Origin of the sequence: Delftia sp. 11MD (assembly GCF_050907895.1) — a bacterium.
Lineage (GTDB): Bacteria > Pseudomonadota > Gammaproteobacteria > Burkholderiales > Burkholderiaceae_C > Comamonas > Comamonas tsuruhatensis.
In genome coordinates, this window is the sequence record NZ_CP194333.1 from 1,903,933 (window position 1) to 1,929,136 (window position 25,204).

Genomic DNA, 25,204 nt, shown 5'->3' on the forward strand with positions numbered 1-25,204 from the left:
TCATCCGGTCGCGGCAAGACCGCCCCTGCCCATGCAGCAAGGCCTGCGACCGCAGAACGCGGCGCAGGCCTTGGTTTTTTTACGGCCGGGCGCAAGCCCGTTCAATGCACGCTGCTGCGCCGGGGCTTGAGCAAGGCGCTGGGCGGCACGGCATAGGTCTGCCTGAAGACGCGGCTGAAGTGCGAGAAGCTGGTGAAGCCGCAGGCCATCGCCACATCGGTCACGCGCCGCGCATTGTCGGCCTGCAGCAGCAGGTGGGCCTGGGCCAGGCGCTCGTTCCAGAGCCAGCGGCTGGGAGTCAGTCCCTCGGTGGCGAACAGGCGCGCCAGGCTGCGCAGCGACATGCCCAGGCCCTGGGCCACCTGCAGGGGCTTGAGCTCGGGGTCATCCAGCCGGGCCCGCATGTACTGCTTGGCCTGGGCAAGCCGGTTGCGGGTTCTGAAATCATCGGGCCTGGCTGAGACCAGCAGCATGGTCATCAGGGTGGGGTGAAGATTCTGGTCACCGGCATCCTGTTGAAGGATGGGTGAGGGCGGTGGAGTGCTGCTCGCAGGATCGCTGCGATCCTGGCGTTGCGTTGAGCCGGAAGAGGTCTGCATTTCACGAATCTCCCGCAAGTTGCGGCTGGTGCCTGAGGGATGGTCCGCAGGCGGTTGAAGAACAATGTTCTGCAATTCTAGCTATCAATATTTGTAATTTGATAGTTTTATTGTTTCTTTGCAGGAGATGGCAGCCTGCGCAATGCACCGCTGCAGCGGGAGCGGCGCCTGGGGGCGACCCGGGCATAATCATCGGCCTATGAGCGGCAACACCTTCGGAACCCTATTCACTGTCACCAACTTCGGCGAATCGCATGGCCCGGCCATCGGCTGCGTCATCGACGGTTGCCCGCCTGGCATGGCACTGAGCGAGGCGGACATCCAGCACGACCTGGACCGCCGCCGCCCCGGCACCAGCAAGTTCGTGACGCAGCGCAACGAGCCGGACGCGGTGGAAATCCTCTCGGGTGTCTACGAAGGCCGTACCACGGGCACGCCGATCGCTTTGCTGATCCGCAATACCGACCAGCGCAGCAAGGACTACTCCAACATTGCGCAAAGCTTTCGTCCCGGCCATGCCGACTACGCCTACTTCCAGAAGTACGGCATCCGTGATCCGCGCGGCGGCGGCCGCTCCTCCGCACGGCTGACGGCGCCTACGGTGGCGGCCGGCGCCGTGGCCAAGAAGTGGCTCAAGGAAAAATTCGGCACCGAGTTCCGCGCCTGCATGACCCAGGTGGGCGAGCTGTCGCTGCCCTTCGAGAGCTGGGAGCATGTGCGCAACAATCCCTTCTTTGCGCCGGTGGCCGATGTGTCCCGCTACGAGGAATACATGGATGCGCTGCGCAAGTCGGGCGACTCCTGCGGCGCCGCGCTGCGCGTGCAGGCCAGTGGCATGCCGGTGGGCCTGGGCCAGCCGCTGTATGACCGCCTCGATGCCGACGTCGCCTACGCCATGATGGGCCTGAACGCCGTCAAGGCCGTGGAGATCGGCGCGGGCTTCGACAGCGTGGTCCAGCGCGGCACCACGCACGGCGACTCGCTGAGCCCCGAAGGCTTTCGCAGCAACAACGCCGGTGGTATCGTGGGCGGCATCAGCACGGGCCAGGATCTGGAGGTGCGCATCGCCATCAAGCCCACCAGCTCCATCATCACGCCGCGCGAGTCCATCGACACCCAGGGCCAGAGCACCGAAGTCATCACCAAGGGTCGCCATGACCCCTGCGTGGGCATCCGCGCCGCGCCCATCGCCGAAGCGTTGCTGGCCCTGGTGGTGATGGACCACGCCCTGCGCCACCGCGCCCAGTGCGGCGACGTCGATTCAGGCCTGGCGCCGATTCCTGCCGCGGCGCCCTGAAAGCGCTGCCAGGACGCCAAAAAGAAAGCCGCCCAAGGGCGGCTTTCTTGTGTCCTGCCGGCCTGATCAGCCGGGATTGCGGACTTCATCCATGACGTTCTTGAAGTCGTCCACGTCCTCGAAGCTGCGGTAGACGCTGGCGTAGCGGATGTAGCCGACCTTGTCGAGCAGCTTGAGCTCGCGCATCACCATCTCGCCCAGGCGGCTGGAGAGCACTTCGCGCTCGCCCAGGTTGCGCAGCCGTTCCTCGATGCGCTCGATGGCGGCATCGATCTGCTCCGTGCTCACGGGACGCTTGCGCAGCGCAATCTTGAACGAACCCAGCAGCTTGGCGCGCTCGTACTCGATGCGCCGCCCGTCCTTCTTGACGATGGCGGGGAAGCTGACCTCGGGCCGCTCATAGGTGGTGAAGCGCTTGTCGCAGCCGCCGCATTGGCGGCGGCGGCGGATGAAGCCCCCATCCTCGGCCTCACGGGTCTCCACGACCTGGGTGTCCGGGTGGCTGCAGAACGGGCACTTCATGGCAGGCCTCTATGCGCTCAAATCAGGCGCCGTAGACCGGGAAGCGGGCCGTCAGCTCGGCCACCTGGGCGCGCACGCGGGCCAGGTTGGCTTCGTCGCTGGGGTTCTCCAGCACGTCGGCCAGCAGGTTGGCCGTCAGGCGGGCTTCCTCTTCCTTGAAGCCGCGCGTGGTCATGGCGGGCGTGCCCACGCGGATGCCGCTGGTCACCATCGGCTTTTCGGGGTCGTTGGGGATGGAGTTCTTGTTGATCGTCATGTGGGCGGCACCCAGCGCGGCTTCGGCCGCCTTGCCGGTGATGCCCTTGGCGCGCAGGTCCACCAGCATGACGTGGCTTTCCGTGCGGCCGGAGACGATGCGCAGGCCGCGGGCCGTCAGCGTTTCGGCGACGACCTTGGCATTCTTCACGACCTGCTCCTGGTAGGCCTTGAACTCGGGAGACAGTGCTTCCTTGAAAGCCACGGCCTTGCCGGCGATGACGTGCATCAGCGGGCCGCCTTGCAGGCCGGGGAAGATGGCGCTGTTGATGGCCTTCTCATGCTCGGCCTTCATCAGGATCACGCCGCCGCGCGGGCCGCGCAGGCTCTTGTGCGTGGTGGTGGTGACCACGTCGGCGTGGGGCACGGGGTTGGGGTACACGCCCGCGGCGATCAGGCCGGCGTAGTGGGCCATGTCCACCCAGAAGATGGCGCCGACTTCCTTTGCGATCTTGGCGAAGCGCTCGAAGTCGATGGCCAGGGCGTAGGCCGATGCGCCGGCCACGATGATGCGGGGCTTGTGCTCGCGCGCCAGCGCTTCCATCTTGTCGTAGTCGATGGCTTCTTCGGCGTTCAGGCCGTAGGAGACCACGTTGAACCACTTGCCCGACATGTTCAGCGGCATGCCGTGCGTCAGGTGGCCGCCTTCGGCCAGGCTCATGCCCATGATGGTGTCGCCGGGCTTGGCAAAGGCCATCAGCACGGCCTGGTTGGCCTGGGAGCCGGAGTTGGGCTGAACGTTGGCTGCCTCGGCGCCGAACAGCTTCTTGACACGGTCGATGGCAAGCTGCTCGACCACGTCGACGTTTTCGCAGCCGCCGTAGTAGCGCTTGCCTGGATAGCCTTCTGCGTACTTGTTGGTGAGCTGGGAGCCCTGGGCTTCCATCACGGCGGGCGAGCAGTAGTTCTCGCTGGCGATCAGCTCGATATGTTCTTGTTGACGCAGGTTCTCGGCCTGGATGGCGGCAAAGACTTCGGCGTCGACCTTCTCGACGGTATTGGTGCGTTGAAACATGGCAGTCCTGTGAACTTGAAATTCCCTTGAGGCCAAGGGCTGCCCAGGCGAACGGCGGAACACTCCAGATCCCGCGTGCGCATGGAGGCTGGGCGGTACGCTCCCCGGTGGTTCACAGAAGGTGGTTCTTTTCAGGCCTTCTGCTGGTTTCCACGTCAGCGGCAGCGGTGCGTGAAGCGGCTGCGCCTATCGCCAGTTGCGTACCCCGCTAGTGTAGCTGAGCTGATGGAGCCGAAGACAGGCGAGGGGCGTTGGCAAAGCCGCCTGCCTGGCAGATCAGCGGGTGCAGGCAGGCATGAAAAAAGCTGGCCTTAGCCAGCTTCGTGCGCCATGTCGGTGGTTCCGGTTACAGCGCCGGCTCCTGTGTCTGCAGGGCCACCTGTTCGGTGCGCGCGGACATGCTGCTCGAGCTGACCGGCACTGCCGGGGTGCCAGCGGACGCTGCCGAGGCCGCAGGTCCGGCTGCCTCGGCCGTGGATGTGGCCGGCTTGGTGGCTGCGATCTGGACGGCCTGCTTGGGCTGCTCGATCTTGGCGGTCATCAGCGGCACGGCACGCAGGCCGGCGGCCATGCGCAGGCGCTGGTGCTCGGCCAGCACCTTGGCGGCATAGCCGCCGTCGGTGGGCAGGTTGGCCGCGCCCACGTAGTAGCGCAGGCCACCTTCGATGGAGCCGGCGCGCTCAATGCACTCCTTGAGCACGCGCACGCCCACGCGCAGATTGCTGACGGGGTCGAACGCGGCGTTCTGGCCGCCGAAGTTCTCGTACTTGTCGGTATGCACAGTGGTCATCACCTGCATCAGGCCCTGCGCGCCGACAGCACTTTGCGCGAACGGATTGAAGCTGGACTCGATGGCCATGATGGCCAGGATCAGCGTCGGGTCCAGGCGGTTGACCTTGCCCAGGTCGTAGGCCTCGCTGACCAGTGCCGCGATGGGCTCGGGCGCCACGCGGTACTTCTTGCTGAGCCAGAAGGCCACGGCCGCCTGATCCTTGGGCAGGTTCTTCGGGTTGGTCGCCGTCGCGCGGTCGCTGGCCGCGAGTTCGACGGGCGCACCCAGCTCGGCCATCTGGCGAGCGGTCAGCCAGGAGCGCAGCTGGCTCTCTCCGGCATCGCGCAGGTCGGGACGGGCGAACAAGGTAATGGCCAGGAAGGCCACAGCCAGGCCCAGAAGGGCGAAGCTGTTGTGGATGATGGCAAGAAAACCGTTGGCCACATCGATGGCGAACGTTCGCGCGGCGGCGAAAAATTTTCCTGACGCTGGCATAGCTTTTTCCTTTCTAGGGGCACCAACCCGAAACGGCCTTCGCCGAAGCGAAGGCCGGTGAGGCTGACACCCTGGATTGGGTGCTGCGGATCCGGGAGGCTGGCGCTTGGTGCACCATTGCGTTGTAGGCCTGCGGGATCTGCTCAGTCGTGAGGCAGCAGAAACAAAAAACGCTCTATTCGAGCGCTGGCGGATTCTAGGAGTTCACCAAATACACGGTCAACACTATGAAGTGTGTTTGTTAGATCGATGAATAATAATAAACCATGGATGCAAACACAGTTTCTGAGTGTTTGAGAGCAGGTTGCGTGCTACCGATGTGGGGCGCTTGCGGCGGTTGTACAGGGCTTCATGAAATTGCAATGAAATGCAAAAGCACTGGCAGGCCTGGCCTGCGTCCTTCTATATTGGAGGCGACTGCTCCTGCAGTCGTCTCGCCAAGGTGGAAGACGGGTAAAAGTGGTGTTCGATGGTTCGGGCACAGTCGTTCAAGTCTTCTTCCGCGGCCTTCCTGGAAGCAATCTCTTGCTTCCGAGCAGCAAGGACCATCCTCTCCTTGACTGCGGAAAACGGCCAGGACTTGTGCCTGCCGTAAAGCCCGGAAGCCGGTTCAAGGCTTCCGGGCTTTGTCGTTCCAGGGTGACTGCAACGTCAAGAAATGTGCGGTGATGCGGGTTGAGGTCTTGCTGCCAGCCCAATTTCTGATGCAATGCAGCCACCGCTGCGTCCTCTGTCCAGGATGGCGCCGTACTAGTTATTAGAGCCCCATGCAATTTCTCTTCAAGCACCGCTGGCTGCGCAGGCTGGCCATCGCCTTTGCAGCGTTTCTTTTGCTGTGGCTGCTGCTGTGGGCGCTGGTGCCCGTTGTCGCCAAAAGCCAGCTGGAAAAGCAGGCATCGGCCAAGCTGGGTCGCCAGGTCCATGTGGGGGCAGTGGAGTTCCGGCCCTGGTCGCTGGAGCTGACCCTGCGTGATCTGCGCATTGCCAAAAGCCAGACGGCGGGCGCAGGGCAGGCAGAACCCGCGCCGTCGTCGCCACAGCTGCAGGTCGACCGCATCTATGTGAATGCCAGTATCCAGTCCCTCTTCAGGCTGGCGCCTGTCCTGGATGCCATCGAGGTCGATGCGCCGGTGCTGCGCCTCACGCAGCAGAGCCTGGGGCACTTCGATGTGGATGATGTGCTGGCCCGGCTGGCCGAGCCCAGCGATACGCCGCCGGCCAAGCCCTTGGGCTTTGCGCTGTACAACATTGCGCTGCGCGACGGCCGCGTGCAATTGCAGGACGATGTCCAGCAGCGTGAGCACATGCTGGATCAGCTGCAGCTGAAGCTGCCGTTCATCAGCAATCTGGAGTCCAAGCGCGAGATCAAGGTGCTGCCGCACCTGTCCTTCGCACTCAACGGCAGCCGCTTTGAATCCAGTGCCCAGAGCACGCCTTTCACCGACCAGCGCCAGACGGCCGTCGATCTGAGCTGGCAGGGCGTGGACCTGACGCCTTACCTGGGTTATGTGCCCGCCAATGCCCCCGTCAAGCCGCGCTCCGGCGTGCTGGATACCAATCTGCACATCTCCTTTGAGCAGGCCGAGCAGGCCGTGGTGCGGATCACCGGCGAGGTCAGCCTGTCCGGTGCCGAGTTGCTTGACCGCGATGAGGCGCCCCTGCTGCGTTTCGAGCGCCTGGCGGCCGTGCTCAAGAACGTGCAGCCCCTGCAGTCGGTGGTGGAGCTGGAGTCCGTGCAGTGGAGCGCTCCAGAGATTTTCGCGGCCCGTGATGCGCAAGGCCGCATCAACTGGATGGCGATGGGCAGTCGCTCTGCCTCCGATTCCAGGCCGGCAGTGGAAAAGCCTGCCTCCGATGCGCCCCAGCCCTGGAGGGTGAGCCTGGACAGGCTGGCCATTTCCGATGCCACGGTGCATTGGCGCGATGCGTCGCCCGGCGCAGGCCAGTCGGGTGCGGCGCTGCAGGCGCGCCAGCTGTCATTGGAAGTGCGCGATGTCCGCTGGCCGCTGGAGCAGCCTTTGCAATTTGATGCCGGCATGCAGGTGCAGTCTGCAGCGGCAGGAGAGGGTGCAAAACCCGCCGAACTGAGGCTGAGCGGCGCCATGACCGACAGGCAGGGGCAACTGGCCGTCTCCGCGCGCCAGTTGCCTCTGCAACTGGCGGCGCCGTATCTGTCTGCCCATCTCAAGCCGGAGCTGACCGGCCTGCTGAGCACCGACGCCGGCCTGGGCTGGAGCGGCTCCGCCATGGTGGTGCAGGTGGCCGAACTGGGCGTGGAGCAGTTGAGCCTCAAGGACAAGGCCGCGCCGGTCGACATCGCGCGCCTGCAGCTGGAGCAGGTACAGGTCAATCTGGCCAGCCAGCAGGTTTCCGTGGGGCGCCTGGCGCTGCAAAAGCCGCAGCTGGGCGTGTCGCGCGACGCCCAGGGCCGGTGGATGTATGAGCAATGGCTGCCACCCGCATCCTCGGCTCCTGCGACGCCGGACCCCGCCAAGGACAAGCCCAGGCCCTGGGGTCTGAGGCTGCAGGCCGTGGAAGTGGACGGTGGCGCCGTTGCGCTGCGTGACGAAGCGCCCGTGCGCAACGCCGATTCGGCGCGCACCGTGTCCCTGGATCTGAGTTCACTGCGCCTGCGCCTGGGCGCCATCGAGCCGCTGGCGGCCAAGTCCGCGCCCACGCCGCTGGAGCTGTCCGCTCAGGTCGGCTCGGGCCGGCGTGTCCAGGCAGGATCGCTGAGCCTGCGCGGCGATCTGGGACTGGCGCCACTGTCGCTTCAGGGCAGGCTGCAGGCGCGCAGCCTGCCGCTGCACGCGCTGGAGCCCTACTTTGCCGACATGCTCAATGTGGAGCTGGTGCGCGCCGATGGCAATTTCCTGGGTCAGCTGCGCTTTGCCAGCCAGCCTGCCGGCCCCGAGCTGATGGTGCAGGGCGATGTCGAACTGGTGGATCTGCGCATGCGTTCCGCGCTGGCCTCGCCCGTGCAAGCCGGGGGTGAGGCTGCGGGGCAGGGCGCACCCAGCACGGCCGCAGGCGCCGTGGCAGCCGTGCTCAGCGAATCCACGGCCGACCGGGCCAAGGCTCGATCGGCTGCCTTGGGCCTGGGCCTGCGCGATGAACTCGTCGCCTGGAAAACCTTGGCCGTGCGTGGCCTGGACCTGCAGATGCAGCCCGCCCAGCCACTGCGCCTGAGCGTGCGCGAGACGGCGCTCAGCGACTTCTTTGCACGCGTGATCGTGCAGCGCAATGGCCGCATCAATCTGCAGGACATCGTCAAGTCGGCCCAGTCTCAGCAGTCCCTGGAGCAAAACACCGCGCCGGCTGCGGATGGCGCGGCGGCTCCTGCCGAGCCCGTCCCGCCGAAGGCCGCTTCCGGGCCTGCACCGGTCATCAAGATCGGCCCCATCGTGCTGACGGGCGGCAAGGTGCAGTTCTCCGACTACTTCATCCAGCCCAACTACTCGGCTGACCTCAGCGAGCTGGCCGGCCGCCTGAGCGCCTTCTCGTCCGAACAGCCGGCCGGGGAGCAGGGGCCGCAACTGGCGGATGTGGAGCTGCGCGGCCGCGCCCAGGGCACGGCTTCGCTGGAGATCACCGGCCAGATCAATCCGCTGGCCAAGCCGCTGGCCCTGGACATACGCGCCCAGATGCGCGATCTGGAGCTGCCGCCGCTGTCGCCGTACTCCATCAAGTACGCGGGCCATGGCATCGAGCGCGGCAAGCTCAGCATGGATGTCAGCTACAAGATCGAGCCCGATGGCCAGCTCACGGCGCGCAACAAGCTGGTGCTGCACCAGCTCACCTTCGGCGAAGCCGTCGAAGGTGCGCCGGCCTCGCTGCCCGTGCGCCTGGCCGTGGCATTGCTGGCCGACCGCAACGGCGTCATCGACCTGGACCTGCCGGTCAGCGGCTCGCTCAACGACCCGCAATTCAGGTTGGCGCCAGTCATCTTCAAGATCATCGGCAACCTGATCATGAAGGCCGTCACCTCGCCGTTCTCGCTGCTGTCGGGCGCATTTGGTGGCAGCAGCGAGTCGGGCGTGGTGGCCTTTGCGCCGGGCCGATCCCAGATCGATGCCAAGGCCCGCGAAAGCCTGGACAAGGTGGTCGCCTCCCTCAAGGAGCGCCCGGCCCTCAGGCTCACCGTGATCGGCGAGGCGCGCGAGGCCCAGGACAAGGAGGCCTGGAAGCAGGCCGAACTCGACCGCCTGTTGCTGGCCCAGAAACGCCGCCAGGTGCTGCGCGAGGGCAAATCGGCAGAATCGGTGACCGAGTTGCCTGCTGCCGAAGTGCCGGCTTTGACCAAGGCGCTTTACAGCCGTGCCGACTTTGCCAAGCCGCGCAATGTCATCGGCATGGCCAAGGACTTGCCCACCGACCAGATGCGCAGCCTGCTGCTGGAGCAGATCACCGTGCCCGACGATGCCATGCGCGAGCTGGCGCTGGCGCGCGGCGTGGCCGTTCGCGACTATCTGGCGCAGCAGCAGTTGCCGCTCGAGCGCCTGTTTCTCGGGGCCCCGAAACTGGATTCCGACGACCAGGAATGGAGCCCGCGCGCCCTGCTCAGCCTGTCCGCACAGTAGCCCGGTTTTGGCTCCGCTTCAAATAACGGCGAGAATATGGTTTTCCCGGCCCGGCTAGCATGCCCGCATGCAGCCCGGCCGGCCGCGTCTGGCGGCCCGCGGCAGCCAGGCATTCAACGATTGATTCATGTCTTCTCTTTCCCCCCGCAGCACCATGTCCGATGCACCTGAAGTGAGCCCTGCTTCTGCCAAGAATCCTGAACAACACCCCTTGGATGTGCTCACGGGCGGTGCCTTCTCCGCCGAAACCTCGGGTGATCGCGCCTCGCGCATCCGCGACTGGCTGGCAACCCAGCCTTCGGTCGAGCAATTGCAGGACGTCCTCAAGGAGCTGAGCGCGCGCGACAAGAGCGCGGCCCGCGCCGTGCGTGAGCGTCTGGATGAAATCCGCCGCACCAAGGACCAGGAAAAGATCGCAGTGGAATGGGCTGAAAAGGCCCAGGCACTGCTGGTCGCATCGCCCTTCAATGCCGCCGACGCCATCGCCTGGCAGCGCGACGCCGCCAAGGCAGGCGCCCCGCTGTCGCGTGAGCCGCTGTCGCAGTACAAGGCCCAACTGGCCGAGCGCGTCAAGGCCATCGAGGAACTGCAGCATCGCGTGCAGGTCCAGCGCGAAGTGGCTGTCTTGCTGGCCCAGCGCATCGAAGTCCTGTCCACCAAGCCATGGCGCGACGCCCAGGCTGTGCTCGACAACCTGCGCGCCGACGTGGCCCGCTGGCAGGAGCAGGCCGGCGAGCTCACCGGCGATGCCAACTGGGCCAGCGTGGATGGACGCTTCCCGCCCCAGCTGGAAGCCGCCAGCGCACAGCTGATCCTTGTCTGGGATGCCTTCCAGTCTGCCCTTGCGCTGACCGAGGCCGCCGCAGCGGACGAAGCAGCCCCGCTGCCCACCGTGCCCGTGTGGGCCGATGAACTGCGTGTGGCGCGTGGCCTGCCTCCCGAGGCAGCGGCCGCCGAGCCGTCCAAGCCAGCGCCTGCCGGCCGCAGCGCAGCGCAGCCCAAGGCCAAGACGTCGCCTGAGCAGGTGGCTGCCGCCAGCGCTGCCCTGACCCAGGCGCTGGAACAGCTCCAGGCCGAGACGGCTGCTGGCGAAAGCAAGGCTGGCTCCGCTGCCGTGCAAGCCGTGCGTGCCGCCATCAAGGCCCATGGTCGTCTGGTGGACGACGCACTGGTCACCAAGGTGCACGAGGCCCTCTTGGCAGCAGGCGAAGCCGAAGGCTGGCCGCGCCAGAACGCAGACAAGCTGCGTGAGGAGCTGGTTGCCAAGGCGGAAGCTCTGCTGAACCGTCCTGAAGGCCAGGCGCTGGGCGGTCGCAAGATCCAGGAATCCCTGCGCAGCCTGCGTGAGCAGTGGAAGCTGGCCGACCAGGGCAGCGCGGCCAACCACGCTCTCTGGAAGAAGTTTGACGAAGCCTGCAACGCGGCCCACAAGGTGGTCGAGTCCTGGCACGACAAGCTGCGCACGGAAACCACCCAGTCCAAGGCACAGCGCCTGGCGCTGATCGAAGAGATCAAGGCCTGGGCAGCGCAGCAGGCCGCCAGCGAAGATCTCAAGGGTGCGGCCCGCGCATTGCGCCAGTTCGCTGAACGCTGGCGCGAGAGCGGTCATATCGGTGAAAAACTGTTTGCCGAGCTGCAGCCCCAGTTCAAGCAGGCCATGGCCCTGGCCGAGGCTCCGCTGCATGCTGCGCAAAAGGCCAGCCTGCAGCGCCGCCACGCCATGATCGACGAGGCCACGGCGCTGGGCGCCGCACCCAGCCTGCGCATCGATGCCGTCAAGGCACTGCAGCAGCGCTGGCAGGCCGAGGCACAGGCCGTGCCGCTGGATCGCAAGCACGAGCAAAAGCTGTGGGACGCCTTCCGCAAGCCCCTGGACGAGGCTTTCAACCGCAAGGGCAGCGAGCGTGGTTCCCGGGCCGCAGCCGTGCAGCTCAGCGACCATGACCGCCGCGTACTGGAGGCTTCGCAGGCCGTGGAAGCTGCCAACACATCGGGTGACGTGCAGCAAATCCGCGCTGCGGTGGAGGCTCTGGAGCAGGCGCTGCGCGGCCGTGCCGATGCCTCCGTCAACGCTGCCCAGCCGGAACAGGCGCCAGTGGCTGCGGCCGGCTCGGAAGAATCGCAAGCGAAGCCGGCGCCGGTGCGCCCCGTGGTTGCCGTGCGCGGGGATGATCGTCCCGGCATGAAGAAGGAAGAGGGTGGTGCGCGCGCTGCCCGTCCTGGCGACCGCCGCGACGGTGGCCGTGGCCGCGATGGAAGGGACGGACGCGACAACCGTGACAATGGCCGCTTTGGCCGCGAACCGCGTGAAGAGCGCGGTCCGCGCCTGGCCGATCCGGCCTTCCGTGCCCAGCGTGAAGCCATGGAGCATGCGCAGGACGCTCTGCGCAAGCTCGCGGCCCAGGCCCATGGCGAAGCGCTGACCCAGCTGATGGCGGCCTGGGAATCGCGTGACGCTACGCAGATTCCGGCGGCCCAGCAGCTCGGCGGTCGCGTGTCTGCGCAAGTGCGCAACGCCTGGTCGCAGGCACTGGCCCAGGCGCCCAAGGGTGATGCGGGTGAAGCCCTGCTGCGCCTTGAAATGGCTGCCGACGTGCCCACGCCTGCAGAGCATCTGAGCGCCCGCCGTGCCCTGCAGCTGCAACTGCTGACGCGCCGCAACGATCCGGCCCCGCAGGAAACCTGGGGCAGCGATGCCGCGCGGGTGCTGGCATCGGCACGCGATGACGCCACCGCACGCCGCCTGCAGAACGTGCTCAAGCAACTGCTGCGCAAGTGACGGGGTGGGGTTGAGACCCTCATCGTCAAGAAAGGGAGCCGTCGGCTCCCTTTTTTTTTGGCCCTGCCGATACCTGATGGTGCTTGGGATGGAGGCATCCGTGTACGCACCCAAGCAAAAAGGCCGTTGCATGTGCAACGGCCTTTTCATGTTTGGTGCCCAGGAGAGGACTCGAACCTCCACGGAGTTACCCGCTAGTACCTGAAACTAGTGCGTCTACCAATTCCGCCACCTGGGCATTTCAGAGTAAGCAAATTATATAGCGCGAAAGCGACGTGCCGGGCCGGCTTGCAAAGATTTTCGTGAACTTTTTGCGGTGTGAAGCGCGGGCCCGTCGACTATCGGGATCGGCAAAGAAAAAGGCCGTTGCATGTGCAACGGCCTTTTCATGTTTGGTGCCCAGGAGAGGACTCGAACCTCCACGGAGTTACCCGCTAGTACCTGAAACTAGTGCGTCTACCAATTCCGCCACCTGGGCATTTCAGAGTACGCAAATTATATAGCGCGAAAGCGATGTGCCGGGCAGGTTTGCAAAGATTTTCGTGAAATTTTTCTGGCGAGAGGCGCGTGACCTCGCTTTTCGGAAACGGCAAAGAAAAAGGCCGTTGCATGTGTAACGGCCTTTTCATGTTTGGTGCCCAGGAGAGGACTCGAACCTCCACGGAGTTACCCGCTAGTACCTGAAACTAGTGCGTCTACCAATTCCGCCACCTGGGCTTGCTGAAGCTGAAATTCTACTGCATTTTTTTGCAGCGAAGTCCTGATCTTCGATTTTTTTCTTGAGACTGTGATCGGCCAAGTCATGAAGCCAGGGAGCCACCTTCTTGCGAAGATAGTTCCTCAGTTCACCGCAACCTCTGCAGGTTGTCGTTAAACTTGGTGCCCAGGAGAGGACTCGAACCTCCACGGAGTTACCCGCTAGTACCTGAAACTAGTGCGTCTACCAATTCCGCCACCTGGGCATCTCAGGAAAGATTTAGATTGTATACCAAGAAAATGAACCCTCACGCAAAAAGTGCCGACGCGAACGACGAAATCGGGGGCAGTGTGCAGGGGCACCGCGACGGACATGGCTTCGTCATCCGTGATGACGGCGAAGGCGACATCTTCCTTCCTCCCAATGAAATGCGTGCGGTGCTGCACAAGGACCGTGTCAAGGTTCGCATCGTGCGGCAGGACCGCCGCGGCAGGCCTGAAGGCCGCGTGGTCGAGATCATCGAGCGGCCTGCGCACAACATCATTGGCCGCTTCTTGCAGGAAAGCGGCGTGTATCTGGTCGCTCCCGAAGACAAGCGCTATGGCCAGGACATCCTGATCCCTGCCAACGCGACGGGTTCGGCCAAGATCGGGCAGGTGGTCGTGGTGGAGTTGACCGAGGCGCCTGCACTGTTCGGCCAGCCCGTGGGGCGCATCATTGAAGTGCTCGGTGAGGTCGACGATCCCGGCATGGAGATCGAGATTGCGGTGCGCAAGTACGGCGTGCCCCATGTGTTTTCCGATGCCTGCCTGGCACAGGCCAAGGCCCTGCCGGACAGGGTGCGGCCTGCCGATCGCAAGAATCGCATCGATCTGACCGATGTGCCCCTGGTCACCATCGATGGCGAGGATGCGCGCGACTTCGACGACGCCGTCTACTGCGAGCCTGCCAAGGTTGGGCGCGGCAAGGGCTGGCGCCTGCTGGTGGCGATTGCCGATGTGAGTCACTACGTGACCACGGGCAGTGCCATCGATATCGATGCCTATGACCGTGCCACCAGCGTCTATTTCCCGCGCCGTGTGATCCCCATGCTGCCCGAGAAGCTCAGCAATGGCCTGTGCTCGCTCAATCCCGATGTGGATCGCCTGTGCATGGTCTGCGACATGCTGATCACTGCAAAGGGCGATATCCATGCCTATCAGTTCTACCCCGCGGTGATGCACAGCCATGCGCGCTTCACCTATAACGAGGTGGCTGCCATCCTGGCCAATACGCGTGGCCCGGAGGCTGCCAAGCGCTCCGATCGCGTGGGCGACTTGCTGAATCTGCATGGGGTGTACCAGGCGCTGCTCAAGTCGCGCGAAGCACGCGGCGCCGTGGACTTCGAGACCACGGAGACGCAGATCGTCTGTGACGAGAACGGCCGCATCGAGAAGATCGTGCCGCGCACGCGCAACGAGGCGCACAAGCTGATCGAGGAGGCCATGCTGGCCGCCAACGTCTGCAGCGCGGACTTCATCGAGCACAGCGGCCGCGTTGGCCTGTTCCGCGTGCACGACAAGCCCTCGCTGGAGAAGCAGGACATCCTGCGCAACTACCTCAAGGCCATGGGAGTGGGTATGGCGCTTGGCGAGAATCCGGCCACGTCCGAATTCCAGGCCATTGCCAATGCCACCAAGGACCGGCCTGATGCCCAGCAGATCCACACCATGCTGCTGCGCTCGATGATGCAGGCCTTCTACACGCCTGAAAATTCGGGCCACTTCGGGCTGGCCTTCGATGCCTATACGCACTTCACCAGTCCGATTCGCCGCTATCCCGACTTGCTCGTGCACCGCGTGATCAAGGCCGAGCTTGAAGGCACGCACTATCGCCTGCCCGAGCTGCCCACGCCTGGAGAGGCCGAAGCCAAGTTGGCCAAGCGTCTGGCCTCGCGTGTCAGTGCACCCGGCCAGAAGCCGCGCAAGCGCGCGCCTGCCGCCGAGGTCCAGGCCTGGGAGGCTGCAGGCCTGCACTGCAGCGCGAACGAGCGCCGCGCCGATGAGGCCAGCCGAGATGTCGAGGCCTGGCTCAAGTGCAAGTACATGCGTGAGCATCTGGGGGAGGAGTTCGCAGGCGTGGTCTCTGCGGTCACCACCTTCGGCATCTTCGTCACGCTCGATGCCATGTATGTGGAGGGTCTGGTCCACATCACCGAGCTGGGGGGGGACTACTTCCGCTTTGATGAGGCGCGCCAGGAACTGCGGGGCGAGCGCTCGGGCATCCGCTACGGCATAGGTACGCGGCTGCGCGTTCAGGTCAGCCGTGTGGACCTGGATGGCCGGCGCATCGATTTCCGCCTGGTGCGCGACGGCGAAGAGCAGCCGGCTTCGGGTCGTTCCGGCAGGGCGCCGGCGCGCACGGAAGCCCATCAGGGCGAAAAATGGGGGCGCCGCGACGCCAAGGAAAAGCGTGCGCAGCGTAACTCCGGCGGTGCCGGCGGAGCCCGGTCTGAATCCGACGGCGCGGTGTCTTCCGGCAAGCAGGGGCGCAAGGCGTCCAAGAAGGCCATGGTCAAGGGCGTGAACCTGGCCGCGCTGGAGGCTGAATATGCGAGTGCCCAGTCCCGCCCGGCCGCGCCAGTGCGTCAAAGCGACGTGAGTGAGCCGGCCGTGGTGCCGGGTTCCTCCGCACCTGCGGCACGCGCCTCCCGCAGGGGCAGGGCGGCTGAAGCGCGCAAGTCTGTCGCCGTCGATGCTGACCACGGTCTGCCGCAGTTGCCGCCGCCATCGCCGGTGCAGGCGCTGCGCGCCTTGGGTAAGAAGGCCTTGGGGGCCGTCAAGTCCAAGGTGGCAGGCAAGACATCCAAGCCCCGGCGCAAGCCCTGAGGGCGTCTATTGGCCCAGCCGCTGGGCCAGCGCGCTGGCGCTGAACGGCATTTGCGAAGGCCATTGGTCTGCCGCATGGCCGTGGAGCCAGGCCGCCAGTGTTGCGGCCTGCGCGGGGTCCAGCCCTTGCGCCCATAGCGCGGCAATCAGCCCGGCGAGAACATCTCCGGTTCCTCCGGTGGACAGCCGGGCGTTGCCTGTGGGGTTGATCCAGCAGGGCGGCGATGCATTGCCGTCGCCCTGCGGTCCGGCGATCACGGTGCCCGAGCCCTTCAGCAACGCAGTGCAGTTGAATTGGAGCGCCAGTTGCCTGGCTGCTGAAAGTCGCTGGGCCTGGACCTGGGCAGTGCTCATTTTCAGCAGTCGGGCGGCCTCCAGCGGGTGCGGTGTCAGCACCGTGTGCTGGCTGCGTCGGCTGCGTTCTTTCAGAAGCAGGGCCAGCGACTCATCTTCGGCAACCGCGTTCAGTGCGTCTGCGTCCAGTACCAGCCTGGGCGCCTGATCCAGAATTTGGGGCAGCCAGGCGCGCACCGCCATGCCGCCGCCACATCCGCACACGACGGTGGCGCCGCGCCAGTCTTGTGCTTCGGGGCTGCGCAACATGATTTCGGGCCAGGGGGAGATAGCCTGGCCTGACCCGTGCGAGGCATCGAGCAGTGCCAGCATCACGCGTCCCGCCCCGCCGTGCAAGGCTGCCAGTGCGGCCAGCCAGGCGGCGCCGGCCATGGACAGGCCGCGGTGTTCCAGCCCCTCTCCGCCCAGAATGGCCACGTCGCCAAAGCTCCCCTTATGGCTGGCATGCGGACGCGGGGCGCGGGCTTCCGGGGAGAAAAGTTGTGCGCACGGTGAGATGGCGAAGGGTGGCGCGCTGCTTGCCAGTCCTGTGTCCAGATCGTCCCACCATATCTGGCCGCAGGCGTCGCGGCCGCTTCCTGTGAACAGGCCGGGATGCAGTGTCAGCAGAGCCAGCGTATGCCGTGCGCTGACCGGGAGGTTCATGGGCTCGAATCCAGGCAGGTATTGCCCGGTGTCGGCATCCAGGCCGGATGCGATGTCCACGCAAAGGACGGGGCTGATGCCGGACTGCAGGTTGCGCAGCAGCGGCAGCAATCGGTCATCTTTTCGGGTGGGTGGGCTTGCCGTGTCGGGTCGGCGCAGGCCGATGCCGAGCAAGGCATCAATGCACAGATCCTGAGGCCCCATGTCAGGGGGCATGTGGGCGATCCATTGCACGCCGGCCTTGTGGGCTGCATCCCATGCGGCACGCGCGTCGGCGGGCATGCGGTCGCGTTCGCGCACGCAGCTGACCAGGATGCGGCAATTGCGGGATCGTGCCGGCATCGTGTTCAGGTGCTGTTGAAGCCAGGCGGCTGCCTGCAAGCCGTCTCCGCCGTTGTTCCCAGGGCCGCAGGCGATCCAGATGCGGTTGGCGTGAGGGGCGATGGCGCGTGCCAGGCGTGCCAGCCCCATGCCTGCGCGCTGCATGAGGCAGTGTTCGGGCAGTCGGGCCGCGGCCTGCTGTTCCAGGGTGCGTGTGGCCACCGTATCGAACAGTGGCAATGCGGTGGATGTGGGAATGCGCAGCATGGCCTGAGCATAGCCGCCAGCCGCAGGGCGGGGTGTCCGCAGCGGTCAGCCGAAGCGGCGCGGATCCAGCAATGCGCTGTCCAGGAAACTGGTGTGGTTGTCCATCAGGTCGCTCAGCATGCTGGCGCAGCCTTGGGCAATGGCGGCACCACAGCTGCCATGGCCCAGGTTGAGCCAGATGCCGGGCAAACCGCTGGCGCCCAGCAACGGCAGTCCATCGGCTGTGCACATGCGTGTGCCATGCCAGATCTGAACGCCCGAGGTCAGCACGGCGCTGCCGGGAAAGACCATGTTGAGTCGGTGGTACATGCGCTGCAGCGTGGCCTCGTGCATGGGGCCGTGGCTGCCCAGTTCAGCGCCGGCCACGACCCGCATGCGCTGGCCAAGGCGCACCAGGGTCATCTGCTCGCTCCAGTCGACGATGGCGTGGCGGGGCGCGTAGCCTTGTTCGCGCAGCGGAGCACTGATGCCATAGCCGCGCAGGGCGATCATGGGCAGGCGCAGGCTCAGCGGCGCGAGCAGGTTTGCGGCCTCGGCGCCAGCGCAGACGACGATGGCATCGTGCGACCGGGGCGTGTCTTCGCCTTGCAGCTGCAGGCGAGCGGTGCGCCCGGCGCCGCCGGGCTGCAGTCGCTGCACAAGGCGTTGCGTCTCGAATCGTGCTCCTGCGGACTGTGCGGCCTGCCTTTGCATCAGCGTGGCCAGGCGGCCGTTGGCGGCGCCAGCCTGCGGGAAATACAAGGAGCCTGCGAGTGCGGTCTCCTCGCCCAGCGCGGGCTCACGCAGGCGGGTCTGGGCGGCATCCAGTGCCTCGCAGCGCGTGCCGGCCTCGGCCAGCGCTGCCAGTGCAGGTTTCAGTTGCTCATGGTCGGCCTCGCTGCCCAGCAGCACCAGGCTGCCGGAGACATATTCCGGGTCCAGCTCCCACTGCCGCCACAGCGATTGCTGGAACTGCTGGCTGCGCTGGGTGAGTGTCTCCAGTGCCGCCATCGTGGCTGTGGGTTCGCCGGCTTTGCGCAGGCGCCGCCCAGCCTGGCGCCATTGCCATAGCCAGCGCAGCTGGGCTGCGAGGTTTCCGGAGCCGGGGCGTGGCAAAGCCTGCCGGCCGGGAAGCGTGGGTGAGCGTTCTGTGGTGGAGAGGCCGGGGACGCTCCACGGTTGGAGCAGGCTGGGGCCCAGCCAGCCGGCATGTCCGAAGCTGGCTTCCTCGGCCACCGTGCCATGGCGCTCGTAGACGGTGACCTCGTGCCCGACCTGGGCCAGTGCGTGGGCTGTCGCAACGCCAATGCTGCCGGCGCCCACAATCGCGATGTTCATTTTGGGGTGGAATCTGCTGAAGTGCCTGAATTATCAAGCGGATGTAGCTATCACTACAGGAGTGTGTGGCGGATGCGGCAGCCGTGGCTATGCGGGGTGTGAGCGCTCGTTGGGTGCGAAGCCTCAGTCTTGGGATGGCGTATGCTAGAATCTTGCGGCTTTGCTAGGGGTTCACCCTGATTTTCTTCGGAATTGCCGGAGATCAGGTGATGGCTTTGGGGTGCGAGGTGTTCGTCATGAATGCCTGCCCATGCTTGCAACCCCCGTTGCAAAGTCAATCGCAAACCAGTCCCTTCAAGGTGTTGCTTCCTGTATCCAGGGGGCAATTGTCGGGCTGGATTTTAGACCTAACCTTTGAGGTATTCATATGTCCGTCACTATGCGCGATATGCTGGAAGCAGGCGTTCACTTCGGTCACCAGACCCGTTTCTGGAACCCCAAGATGGCCCCCTTCATCTTCGGCCACCGCAACAAGATCCACATCATCAACCTGGAAAAGTCGCTGCCGATGTTCCAGGACGCCCAGAAGTTCGTGAAGCAGCTGGCTTCCAACGGCGGCACCATCCTGATGGTCGGCACCAAGCGCCAGGCCCGCGAGCTGGTGGCTGCCGAAGCCCAGCGCGCTGGCGTTCCTTTCGTTGACCAGCGCTGGCTGGGCGGCATGCTGACCAACTTCAAGACCGTCAAGACGTCCATCAAGCGTCTGAAGGAAATGAAGGCCCAGCAGGAAGCCGGTCTGGAAGCCATGAGCAAGAAGGAACAGCTGATGTTCGTTCGCGAACTGGAAAAGCTGGAAAAGGACATCGGCGGCATTCAGGACATGAACAGCCTGCCCGACGCCATCTTCGTGATCGACGTGGGCTTCCACAAGATTGCCGTGGCCGAAGCCAAGAAGCTGGGCATCCCCCTGGTCGGCGTGGTTGACTCCAACCACAATCCCGAAGGCATCGACTATGTCATCCCCGGTAACGACGACTCTGCCAAGGCCGTGCAACTGTACGCCCAAGGCATCGCCGACGCGATCCTGGAAGGCCGCGCTGCTGCACTGACCGACGTGGTCAAGGCCGCATCCGGCGAGAGCGGTGACGAGTTCGTGGAAGTGGAAGAATCCGCTGCCTGATTGAGCTTGTCCGGCTGAGCGACCTCGTCGCCGAATAAAAAGCGGGGCTCAGGGTAGCCCCGTTTTTTTAAGCCGAAATCCTGTAACGAATCGAACTGACATTGGAGAAATACGATGGCTGCAATTACCGCAAGCATGGTGGCTGAACTGCGCGCAAAGACTGACGCGCCCATGATGGAGTGCAAGAAGGCCCTGACCGAAGCCGAAGGCGACCTGGTCAAGGCGGAAGAGCTGCTGCGCGTCAAGCTCGGCACCAAGGCTGGCAAGGCTGCCTCGCGCGTGACCGCCGAAGGCGTGATCGCTGCCTTCATCAATGGCAACCAGGGTGCCATGATCGAAGTCAACAGCGAAACCGACTTCGTGTCCAAGAACGACAGCTTCATCGCGATGGCCAACGCCGCCGCCAAGCTGGTCGCCGAGCAAAACCCCGCCGACGTGGCCGCGCTGAGCGCACTGGCCTATGAGCAGGACGGCTTCGGTCCCACGCTGGAAGACGTGCGCAAGGGCCTGATCGGCAAGATCGGCGAAAACATGTCCTTCCGCCGCTTCAAGCGCTTCGAAGGCTCCAGCCTGGCTTCCTACCTGCACGGCTCGCGCATCGGCGTGGTCGTCGAGTTCGACGGCGATGCCACGGCTGCCAAGGATGTCGCCATGCACGTGGCCGCCATGAAGCCCGTGTCCGTGACCAGCGCCGACGTGCCCGCCGAGCTGATCGAGAAGGAGCGTACCGTTGCTGCCGCCAAGGCTGCCGAGTCCGGCAAGCCTGCCGACATCGTCGCCAAGATGGTCGAAGGCTCGGTGCAGAAGTACCTGAAGGAAGTCTCGCTGGCCGACCAGGTCTTCGTGAAGGCTGCCGACGGCAAGCAGACCGTGGCCCAGATGCTCAAGGCCGCCAACACCAACGTCAAGGGCTTCACCCTGTACGTGGTCGGCGAAGGCATTGAAAAGAAGGTCGACGACTTCGCTGCCGAAGTGGCTGCCCAGGTGGCTGCCGCCAAGGCCGGCGCCTGATCCTTCCGGGCGACCGAACCGTTTCCTTCACCATCCATCATCATCCACCACTTCGGAGAAACACCATGACCCACGCCACACCGGCCCACAAGCGCATCCTGCTCAAGCTGTCCGGTGAGGCACTCATGGGGGATGACTCGTTCGGCATCAACCGTGCGACCATCGAGCGCATGGTTTCCGAAATTGCCGAGGTCACCAAGGTTGGTGTCCAGGTGGCGGTGGTGATCGGTGGGGGGAACATCTTTCGCGGCGTGGCTGGCGGCTCGGTCGGCATGGACCGTGCCACCGCCGACTACATGGGCATGCTGGCCACGGTCATGAATGCCCTGGCCCTGGCCGATGCCATGGACAAGCAGGGGCTGACAGCCCGCGTGATGTCGGCCATTGCCATCGAGCAGGTCGTGGAGCCCTATGTGCGCCCCAAGGCCCTGCAGTACCTCGAGGAGGGCAAGGTGGTGGTGTTCGCTGCCGGCACCGGCAACCCGTTCTTCACGACCGACACGGCCGCCGCGCTGCGTGGCGCTGAAATCGGCGCCGAGGTGGTGCTCAAGGCCACCAAGGTCGACGGTGTCTACACCGACGACCCGATGAAGAACCCCGACGCGACCCGCTACCACAAGCTGGCTTTCGACGAGGCCATCTCGCGCAACCTGGGCATCATGGACGCCACCGCCTTTGCGCTGTGCCGCGATCAGAAGCTGCCGATCCGGGTGTTCTCCATCGTCAAGCCCGGCGCGCTCAAGCGCGTGGTCATGGGCGAGGACGAGGGCACGCTGGTGTACGCTTGAGCGTTTTGATACCGCGTTACACAGCTCTTCAAGGAACAAGAACATGACGATTGCAGACATCAAGAAGACCACCGAGTCCAAGATGGGCCAGTCCATCGAAGCGCTCAAGAACAATCTTGCGCGCGTGCGCACCGGTCGTGCCAATCCATCGCTGCTGGACTCCATCCATGTGGAGTACTACGGCTCCATGGTGCCGCTGTCCCAGGTGGCCAACGTCACCCTGCTTGACGCGCGCACCATCAGCGTCCAGCCCTGGGAAAAGAGCATGTCGGCCAAGGTGGAGAAGGCCATCCGCGAAAGCGATCTGGGCCTGAACCCCGCCTCGCTGGGCGACCTGATCCGCGTGCCCATGCCTCCCATGAGCGAGGAGCGCCGCAAGGAAATGACCAAGCTGGCGCGCAATGAAGGCGAAGCTTCCAAGGTCGCCGTGCGCAACCTGCGCCGCGATGCCAACGAAGCCGTCAAGAAGCTGGTCAAGGACAAGGAAGCCTCGGAAGACGATCAAAAGCGTTGCGAAGCCGATGTCCAGAAGATGACCGACAAGCACATCGCCGAGATCGATACGCTGGTGGCGGCCAAGGAACAAGACATCATGGCGGTCTGAGGCGTCCTGCCTCATTTGCCTCAGGGTCCGTACCTTTGACCAAACAAGACTCCGGCGCGGTGCCGCGCCATATTGCCGTCATCATGGATGGCAATGGACGCTGGGCCAATCGCCGCTTTCTGCCGCGACTGGCCGGCCACAAGCAGGGCGTGGAATCACTGCGCCGCTGCGCCCGCGCCTGCGTTCAGCGCGGCGTGCAGGTCCTGACCGTCTTCGCTTTCTCTTCCGAGAACTGGAACCGTCCCGAAGAGGAGGTCTCCGGTCTCATGGGCCTGCTGGCCAATGCGCTTGCCAAGGAAGTGCAGCAACTGAGCCGCGACGGCGTGCGCCTGCATTTCATCGGTGACCGCAGTGGCCTGGGCGATAAAGTGTGCGCGGGCCTTGCGCAGGCCGAGACCGTCACTGCGCACAACAATCGCCTGGTTCTCAACGTCTGCTTCAACTACGGCGGACGCTGGGACATTGCACAGGCAGCTGCCCGGCTGGCAGAGAAGGGCGAGCCCATCACCCCGCAGAGCCTGGACCGCGCGCTCGCGCTGGCCCATGTGCCCGACCCGGATCTGCTGATCCGTACCGGCGGGGAAATGCGCATCAGCAACTTCCTGCTGTGGCAGGCTGCGTATTCCGAGCTTTTCTTCAGTGACAGCTTGTGGCCTGATTTCGATGAGGCCTGCCTGGACGAGGCCATCGCGGCTTTCGCTTCACGCGAGCGGCGCTTCGGCCAGACTTCCGCGCAAGTACAACAATCACAACCGACGTCGTCCCATCCGCAGACGTCCTGAACAAGGGGGAGCCATGCTCAAGCAGCGAGTCATCACCGCCCTGATCCTGCTGGCCATCCTGTTGCCTGCGCTGTTCTATCCCACGGGTATTCCGTTCGCCGTGGTCGTGCTCGTGCTCATGGCGGCAGGTGCCTGGGAATGGGGGCGTCTCAACGGCTTTGGCACCGCGGGCGCCATCGGCATAGGCGCCATCTGCACGGCGATGTGCCTGGGCGCCTGGGCTGCCGGCTGGCTGGAGCGTCCGCTGTCAGCGCTCTGGATTGTTGCCGGTGCTGCCTGGGTGCTGGGTGGCGGGGCGCTGCTGCGTGCCGGCGTGGCTGGCTGGCCTCGCATTGCAGCGCCTGTGCGCCTGGTCGGCGGAGTGCTGGCCTTGTGGCTGGCCTGGGTCGCCGTGGTGCAGGCGCGCATGATGGGCATCAACTTCCTGCTGTCGGTGCTGGTGCTGGTCTGGGTGGCCGATGTGTTCGCGTATTTCGCAGGACGGACCCTGGGCCTGAAATTCACCAAATCCAAGCTGGCTCCCACGATCAGCCCCGGCAAGAGCTGGGAAGGCGTATGGGGCGGCATGGCAGGCGTTCTGGTGCTGGCCTTGGTCTGGGTCTGGGCCGACCGCCACTACGCGGTGGCCGTGCCCAGTTTCTATTCATTGCTGCTGGCGCGCGGGGCCTGGTTCCTGCTGCTGGCGGTTGTTTTCATGGCCGCGATGAGCGTGGTCGGCGACCTGGTCGAATCCCTGGTCAAGCGCAGCGTCGGCGTCAAGGACAGCAGTGGCCTGCTGCCCGGTCATGGCGGCGTCCTCGACCGCGTCGATGCCCTGCTGCCGACCCTGCCGCTGGCCCTGATGCTTTCCTCTTTCGCGCATTCATGAAGCAGAAAATCACCGTCCTGGGCTCCACAGGCTCCATCGGTACCAATACGCTGGATGTGGTGGCGCGCCACCGCGATCACTACGAAGTCTTTGCGCTCAGCGCGGCCACGCAGGTGGACCTGATGCTGCGCCAGTGTGCCGAATTCAAGCCCCGCTACGCCGTCATGGCCAGCGCGCCGCATGCAAGGCTGCTGGCTGAGCAGCTGCGCAGCAATGGATTGGCCACCGAAGTGCTGCAGTCGCCTGACGCGCTGGAGCAGATCGCCTCGCATCCTGAAGCCGATGCCGTCATGGCGGCCATCGTCGGTGCGGCGGGCCTGGCGCCTTGCCTGGCTGCCGCACGCGCCGGCAAGCGTCTGCTGCTGGCCAACAAGGAGGCGCTGGTGGTTGGCGGTGCACTGTTCATGGACACCGTCAAGCGCCACGGCGCAACGCTGCTGCCCATTGACAGTGAGCACTCGGCCATCTTCCAGTGCCTGCCCGAAGACCGCACCAGTTGGCCCGATCGCGTGGACAGTCTGCTGCTCACAGCCTCGGGCGGGCCTTTTCGCCTGCGCGATCCGTCCACCCTGTCCGAGATCACGCCGGAGCAGGCCTGCGCGCACCCGAATTTCTCCATGGGGCGCAAGATCTCCGTGGACTCGGCCACCATGATGAACAAGGCGCTGGAGGTGATCGAGGCCCGCTGGCTGTTCGACATGGCGCCTGACAAGATCAAGGTCGTCATCCATCCGCAGCAGATCGTGCACTCCATGGTGCAGTTCAAGGATGCTTCGGTGCTCGCGCAACTGGGTACGCCCGACATGCGCGTGCCCATCGCCTGCGGCCTGGCCTGGCCCCGCCGCATCGCCAGCGGTGCGGCGCCCCTGGATTTCGCCAAGCTGTCGGCCCTGACCTTCGAGGCGGCGGATGCCGTGCGCTTTCCGGGCCTGCACCTTTCCTGGCAGGCGCTGCACGCCAGCGAGGGAACCACGGCGGTTCTCAACGCTTCCAACGAAGTCGCCGTTGCCGCCTTCTTGGAGCGGCGCCTGGCATTTGACCGTATCCACGCTGTGAATTTGCGCACGCTCGAGACCTTGCTGCCGCCTACACTGGGCAGCCTGGAAGACCTGCTGGCCCTGGACGCGCAGGCGCGCGAAATCGCGCAGACCGTGGCGCGGCAGTGGCAGCTGTGATGCCGGCTTCGCAGGTCAGGATGGTTTTCTTGATGGGCCTGCGGCGGAATCCAGAGGCGCATTGGATTCAAAGG

Annotated in this window: 17 protein-coding genes, 4 tRNA genes and 1 riboswitch; of the genes, 11 read left to right on the forward strand and 10 right to left on the reverse strand. The window is 65.0% G+C overall.

Features of this window, described 5'->3' with window-relative positions; translation table 11 throughout:
- Window positions 1-101: 101 nt before the first annotated feature.
- On the reverse strand, window positions 102-479 hold the full coding sequence (locus tag ACRSCF_RS08545; RefSeq protein ID WP_017406116.1) for a helix-turn-helix domain-containing protein: 378 nt from the start codon (window positions 477-479) through the stop codon (window positions 102-104).
- Window positions 480-798: 319 nt separating this feature from the next.
- On the opposite strand from ACRSCF_RS08545, the gene aroC reads away from it, so the two are divergent.
- A complete protein-coding gene (aroC, locus tag ACRSCF_RS08550) occupies window positions 799-1,896 on the forward strand; it encodes a chorismate synthase (protein WP_016447498.1) in 1,098 nt (365 codons plus the stop codon).
- Between the two features lie 66 nt (window positions 1,897-1,962).
- Here the strand turns inward: aroC and nrdR are convergent, their stop codons facing one another.
- The 3 genes from nrdR to ACRSCF_RS08565 form a co-directional block, all read right to left on the reverse strand.
- On the reverse strand, window positions 1,963-2,418 hold the full coding sequence (gene nrdR / locus ACRSCF_RS08555) for a transcriptional regulator NrdR (protein ID WP_012206755.1): 456 nt from the start codon (window positions 2,416-2,418) through the stop codon (window positions 1,963-1,965).
- A gap of 22 nt (window positions 2,419-2,440) precedes the next feature.
- A complete protein-coding gene (gene glyA, locus ACRSCF_RS08560) occupies window positions 2,441-3,688 on the reverse strand; it encodes a serine hydroxymethyltransferase (protein WP_016447497.1) in 1,248 nt (415 codons plus the stop codon).
- A gap of 34 nt (window positions 3,689-3,722) precedes the next feature.
- A riboswitch (ZMP/ZTP riboswitch) is annotated at window positions 3,723-3,898 on the reverse strand.
- A 136-nt stretch (window positions 3,899-4,034) separates the two neighbouring features.
- Complete coding sequence (locus ACRSCF_RS08565; protein WP_016447496.1) at window positions 4,035-4,955, reverse strand: lytic transglycosylase domain-containing protein; 921 nt, start codon at window positions 4,953-4,955, stop codon at window positions 4,035-4,037.
- A gap of 767 nt (window positions 4,956-5,722) precedes the next feature.
- Between ACRSCF_RS08565 and ACRSCF_RS08570 the strand changes: the two genes are divergently transcribed.
- Window positions 5,723-9,535: a DUF748 domain-containing protein gene (locus tag ACRSCF_RS08570; protein ID WP_324623017.1), complete on the forward strand. Its 3,813-nt coding sequence runs from the start codon at window positions 5,723-5,725 to the stop codon at window positions 9,533-9,535.
- Between the two features lie 154 nt (window positions 9,536-9,689).
- A complete protein-coding gene (locus ACRSCF_RS08575) occupies window positions 9,690-12,314 on the forward strand; it encodes a DUF349 domain-containing protein (RefSeq protein ID WP_043792014.1) in 2,625 nt (874 codons plus the stop codon).
- Between the two features lie 153 nt (window positions 12,315-12,467).
- Here the strand turns inward: ACRSCF_RS08575 and ACRSCF_RS08580 are convergent.
- The 4 genes from ACRSCF_RS08580 to ACRSCF_RS08595 form a co-directional block, all read right to left on the reverse strand.
- A tRNA-Leu gene (locus ACRSCF_RS08580) sits at window positions 12,468-12,552 on the reverse strand.
- A 155-nt stretch (window positions 12,553-12,707) separates the two neighbouring features.
- A tRNA-Leu gene (locus ACRSCF_RS08585) sits at window positions 12,708-12,792 on the reverse strand.
- A 154-nt stretch (window positions 12,793-12,946) separates the two neighbouring features.
- Window positions 12,947-13,031 (reverse strand) — tRNA-Leu (locus ACRSCF_RS08590).
- 160 nt (window positions 13,032-13,191) lie between these two features.
- Window positions 13,192-13,276, reverse strand: a tRNA-Leu gene (locus ACRSCF_RS08595).
- Between the two features lie 34 nt (window positions 13,277-13,310).
- Between ACRSCF_RS08595 and rnr the strand changes: the two genes are divergently transcribed.
- Window positions 13,311-15,878 carry a ribonuclease R gene (gene rnr / locus ACRSCF_RS08600; protein WP_017404495.1) on the forward strand — a complete coding sequence of 856 codons (2,568 nt, stop codon included), beginning with the start codon at window positions 13,311-13,313 and terminating at the stop codon, window positions 15,876-15,878.
- 6 nt (window positions 15,879-15,884) lie between these two features.
- Here rnr and ACRSCF_RS08605 read toward each other — a convergent pair whose 3' ends face one another.
- Window positions 15,885-17,465, reverse strand: a complete 1,581-nt coding sequence (locus tag ACRSCF_RS08605; RefSeq protein ID WP_432675544.1) for an NAD(P)H-hydrate dehydratase — start codon at window positions 17,463-17,465, stop codon at window positions 15,885-15,887.
- Between the two features lie 45 nt (window positions 17,466-17,510).
- Window positions 17,511-18,782 (reverse strand): FAD-dependent oxidoreductase, encoded by a 1,272-nt coding sequence (locus tag ACRSCF_RS08610; protein WP_034365567.1) that lies wholly within the window; start codon window positions 18,780-18,782, stop codon window positions 17,511-17,513.
- A gap of 367 nt (window positions 18,783-19,149) precedes the next feature.
- Between ACRSCF_RS08610 and rpsB the strand changes: the two genes are divergently transcribed.
- From rpsB to ispC, 7 genes are all read left to right on the forward strand, one after another.
- Window positions 19,150-19,902: a 30S ribosomal protein S2 gene (gene rpsB, locus ACRSCF_RS08615; RefSeq protein ID WP_016447490.1), complete on the forward strand. Its 753-nt coding sequence runs from the start codon at window positions 19,150-19,152 to the stop codon at window positions 19,900-19,902.
- Between the two features lie 114 nt (window positions 19,903-20,016).
- Window positions 20,017-20,913, forward strand: coding sequence for a translation elongation factor Ts (tsf, locus tag ACRSCF_RS08620; protein WP_016447489.1), 897 nt, complete (start codon window positions 20,017-20,019; stop codon window positions 20,911-20,913).
- A 65-nt stretch (window positions 20,914-20,978) separates the two neighbouring features.
- Entirely contained in the window at window positions 20,979-21,701 is a 723-nt protein-coding gene (pyrH, locus tag ACRSCF_RS08625) for a UMP kinase (RefSeq protein ID WP_016447488.1), read from the forward strand.
- 43 nt (window positions 21,702-21,744) lie between these two features.
- On the forward strand, window positions 21,745-22,305 hold the full coding sequence (frr, locus tag ACRSCF_RS08630; protein ID WP_016447487.1) for a ribosome recycling factor: 561 nt from the start codon (window positions 21,745-21,747) through the stop codon (window positions 22,303-22,305).
- A 35-nt stretch (window positions 22,306-22,340) separates the two neighbouring features.
- Window positions 22,341-23,087, forward strand: coding sequence for a polyprenyl diphosphate synthase (gene uppS / locus ACRSCF_RS08635; protein ID WP_016447486.1), 747 nt, complete (start codon window positions 22,341-22,343; stop codon window positions 23,085-23,087).
- 13 nt (window positions 23,088-23,100) lie between these two features.
- Window positions 23,101-23,955 carry a phosphatidate cytidylyltransferase gene (locus ACRSCF_RS08640; RefSeq protein ID WP_034365565.1) on the forward strand — a complete coding sequence of 285 codons (855 nt, stop codon included), beginning with the start codon at window positions 23,101-23,103 and terminating at the stop codon, window positions 23,953-23,955.
- Window positions 23,952-25,130, forward strand: a complete 1,179-nt coding sequence (gene ispC, locus ACRSCF_RS08645; RefSeq protein ID WP_046238471.1) for a 1-deoxy-D-xylulose-5-phosphate reductoisomerase — start codon at window positions 23,952-23,954, stop codon at window positions 25,128-25,130. The genes ACRSCF_RS08640 and ispC overlap by 4 nt, the downstream gene beginning before the upstream one ends.
- Window positions 25,131-25,204 lie beyond the last annotated feature (74 nt).

Excerpts from the sequence above, each read along its gene's own strand:
- nrdR (WP_012206755.1), bottom strand. The coding sequence starts at position 2,418 with ATGAAGTGCCCGTTCTGCAGCCACCCGGACACCCAGGTCGTGGAGACC.
- frr (WP_016447487.1), top strand. The coding sequence starts at position 21,745 with ATGACGATTGCAGACATCAAGAAGACCACCGAGTCCAAGATGGGCCAG.
- glyA (WP_016447497.1), bottom strand. The coding sequence starts at position 3,688 with ATGTTTCAACGCACCAATACCGTCGAGAAGGTCGACGCCGAAGTCTTT.
- tsf (WP_016447489.1), top strand. The coding sequence starts at position 20,017 with ATGGCTGCAATTACCGCAAGCATGGTGGCTGAACTGCGCGCAAAGACT.
- rpsB (WP_016447490.1), top strand. The coding sequence starts at position 19,150 with ATGTCCGTCACTATGCGCGATATGCTGGAAGCAGGCGTTCACTTCGGT.
- ACRSCF_RS08640 (WP_034365565.1), top strand. The coding sequence starts at position 23,101 with ATGCTCAAGCAGCGAGTCATCACCGCCCTGATCCTGCTGGCCATCCTG.
- ACRSCF_RS08610 (WP_034365567.1), bottom strand. The coding sequence starts at position 18,782 with ATGAACATCGCGATTGTGGGCGCCGGCAGCATTGGCGTTGCGACAGCC.
- pyrH (WP_016447488.1), top strand. The coding sequence starts at position 20,979 with ATGACCCACGCCACACCGGCCCACAAGCGCATCCTGCTCAAGCTGTCC.
- ACRSCF_RS08565 (WP_016447496.1), bottom strand. The coding sequence starts at position 4,955 with ATGCCAGCGTCAGGAAAATTTTTCGCCGCCGCGCGAACGTTCGCCATC.
- ACRSCF_RS08575 (WP_043792014.1), top strand. The coding sequence starts at position 9,690 with ATGTCCGATGCACCTGAAGTGAGCCCTGCTTCTGCCAAGAATCCTGAA.
- ACRSCF_RS08570 (WP_324623017.1), top strand. The coding sequence starts at position 5,723 with ATGCAATTTCTCTTCAAGCACCGCTGGCTGCGCAGGCTGGCCATCGCC.
- rnr (WP_017404495.1), top strand. The coding sequence starts at position 13,311 with ATGAACCCTCACGCAAAAAGTGCCGACGCGAACGACGAAATCGGGGGC.
- ispC (WP_046238471.1), top strand. The coding sequence starts at position 23,952 with ATGAAGCAGAAAATCACCGTCCTGGGCTCCACAGGCTCCATCGGTACC.
- aroC (WP_016447498.1), top strand. The coding sequence starts at position 799 with ATGAGCGGCAACACCTTCGGAACCCTATTCACTGTCACCAACTTCGGC.
- ACRSCF_RS08545 (WP_017406116.1), bottom strand. The coding sequence starts at position 479 with ATGACCATGCTGCTGGTCTCAGCCAGGCCCGATGATTTCAGAACCCGC.
- ACRSCF_RS08605 (WP_432675544.1), bottom strand. The coding sequence starts at position 17,465 with ATGCTGCGCATTCCCACATCCACCGCATTGCCACTGTTCGATACGGTG.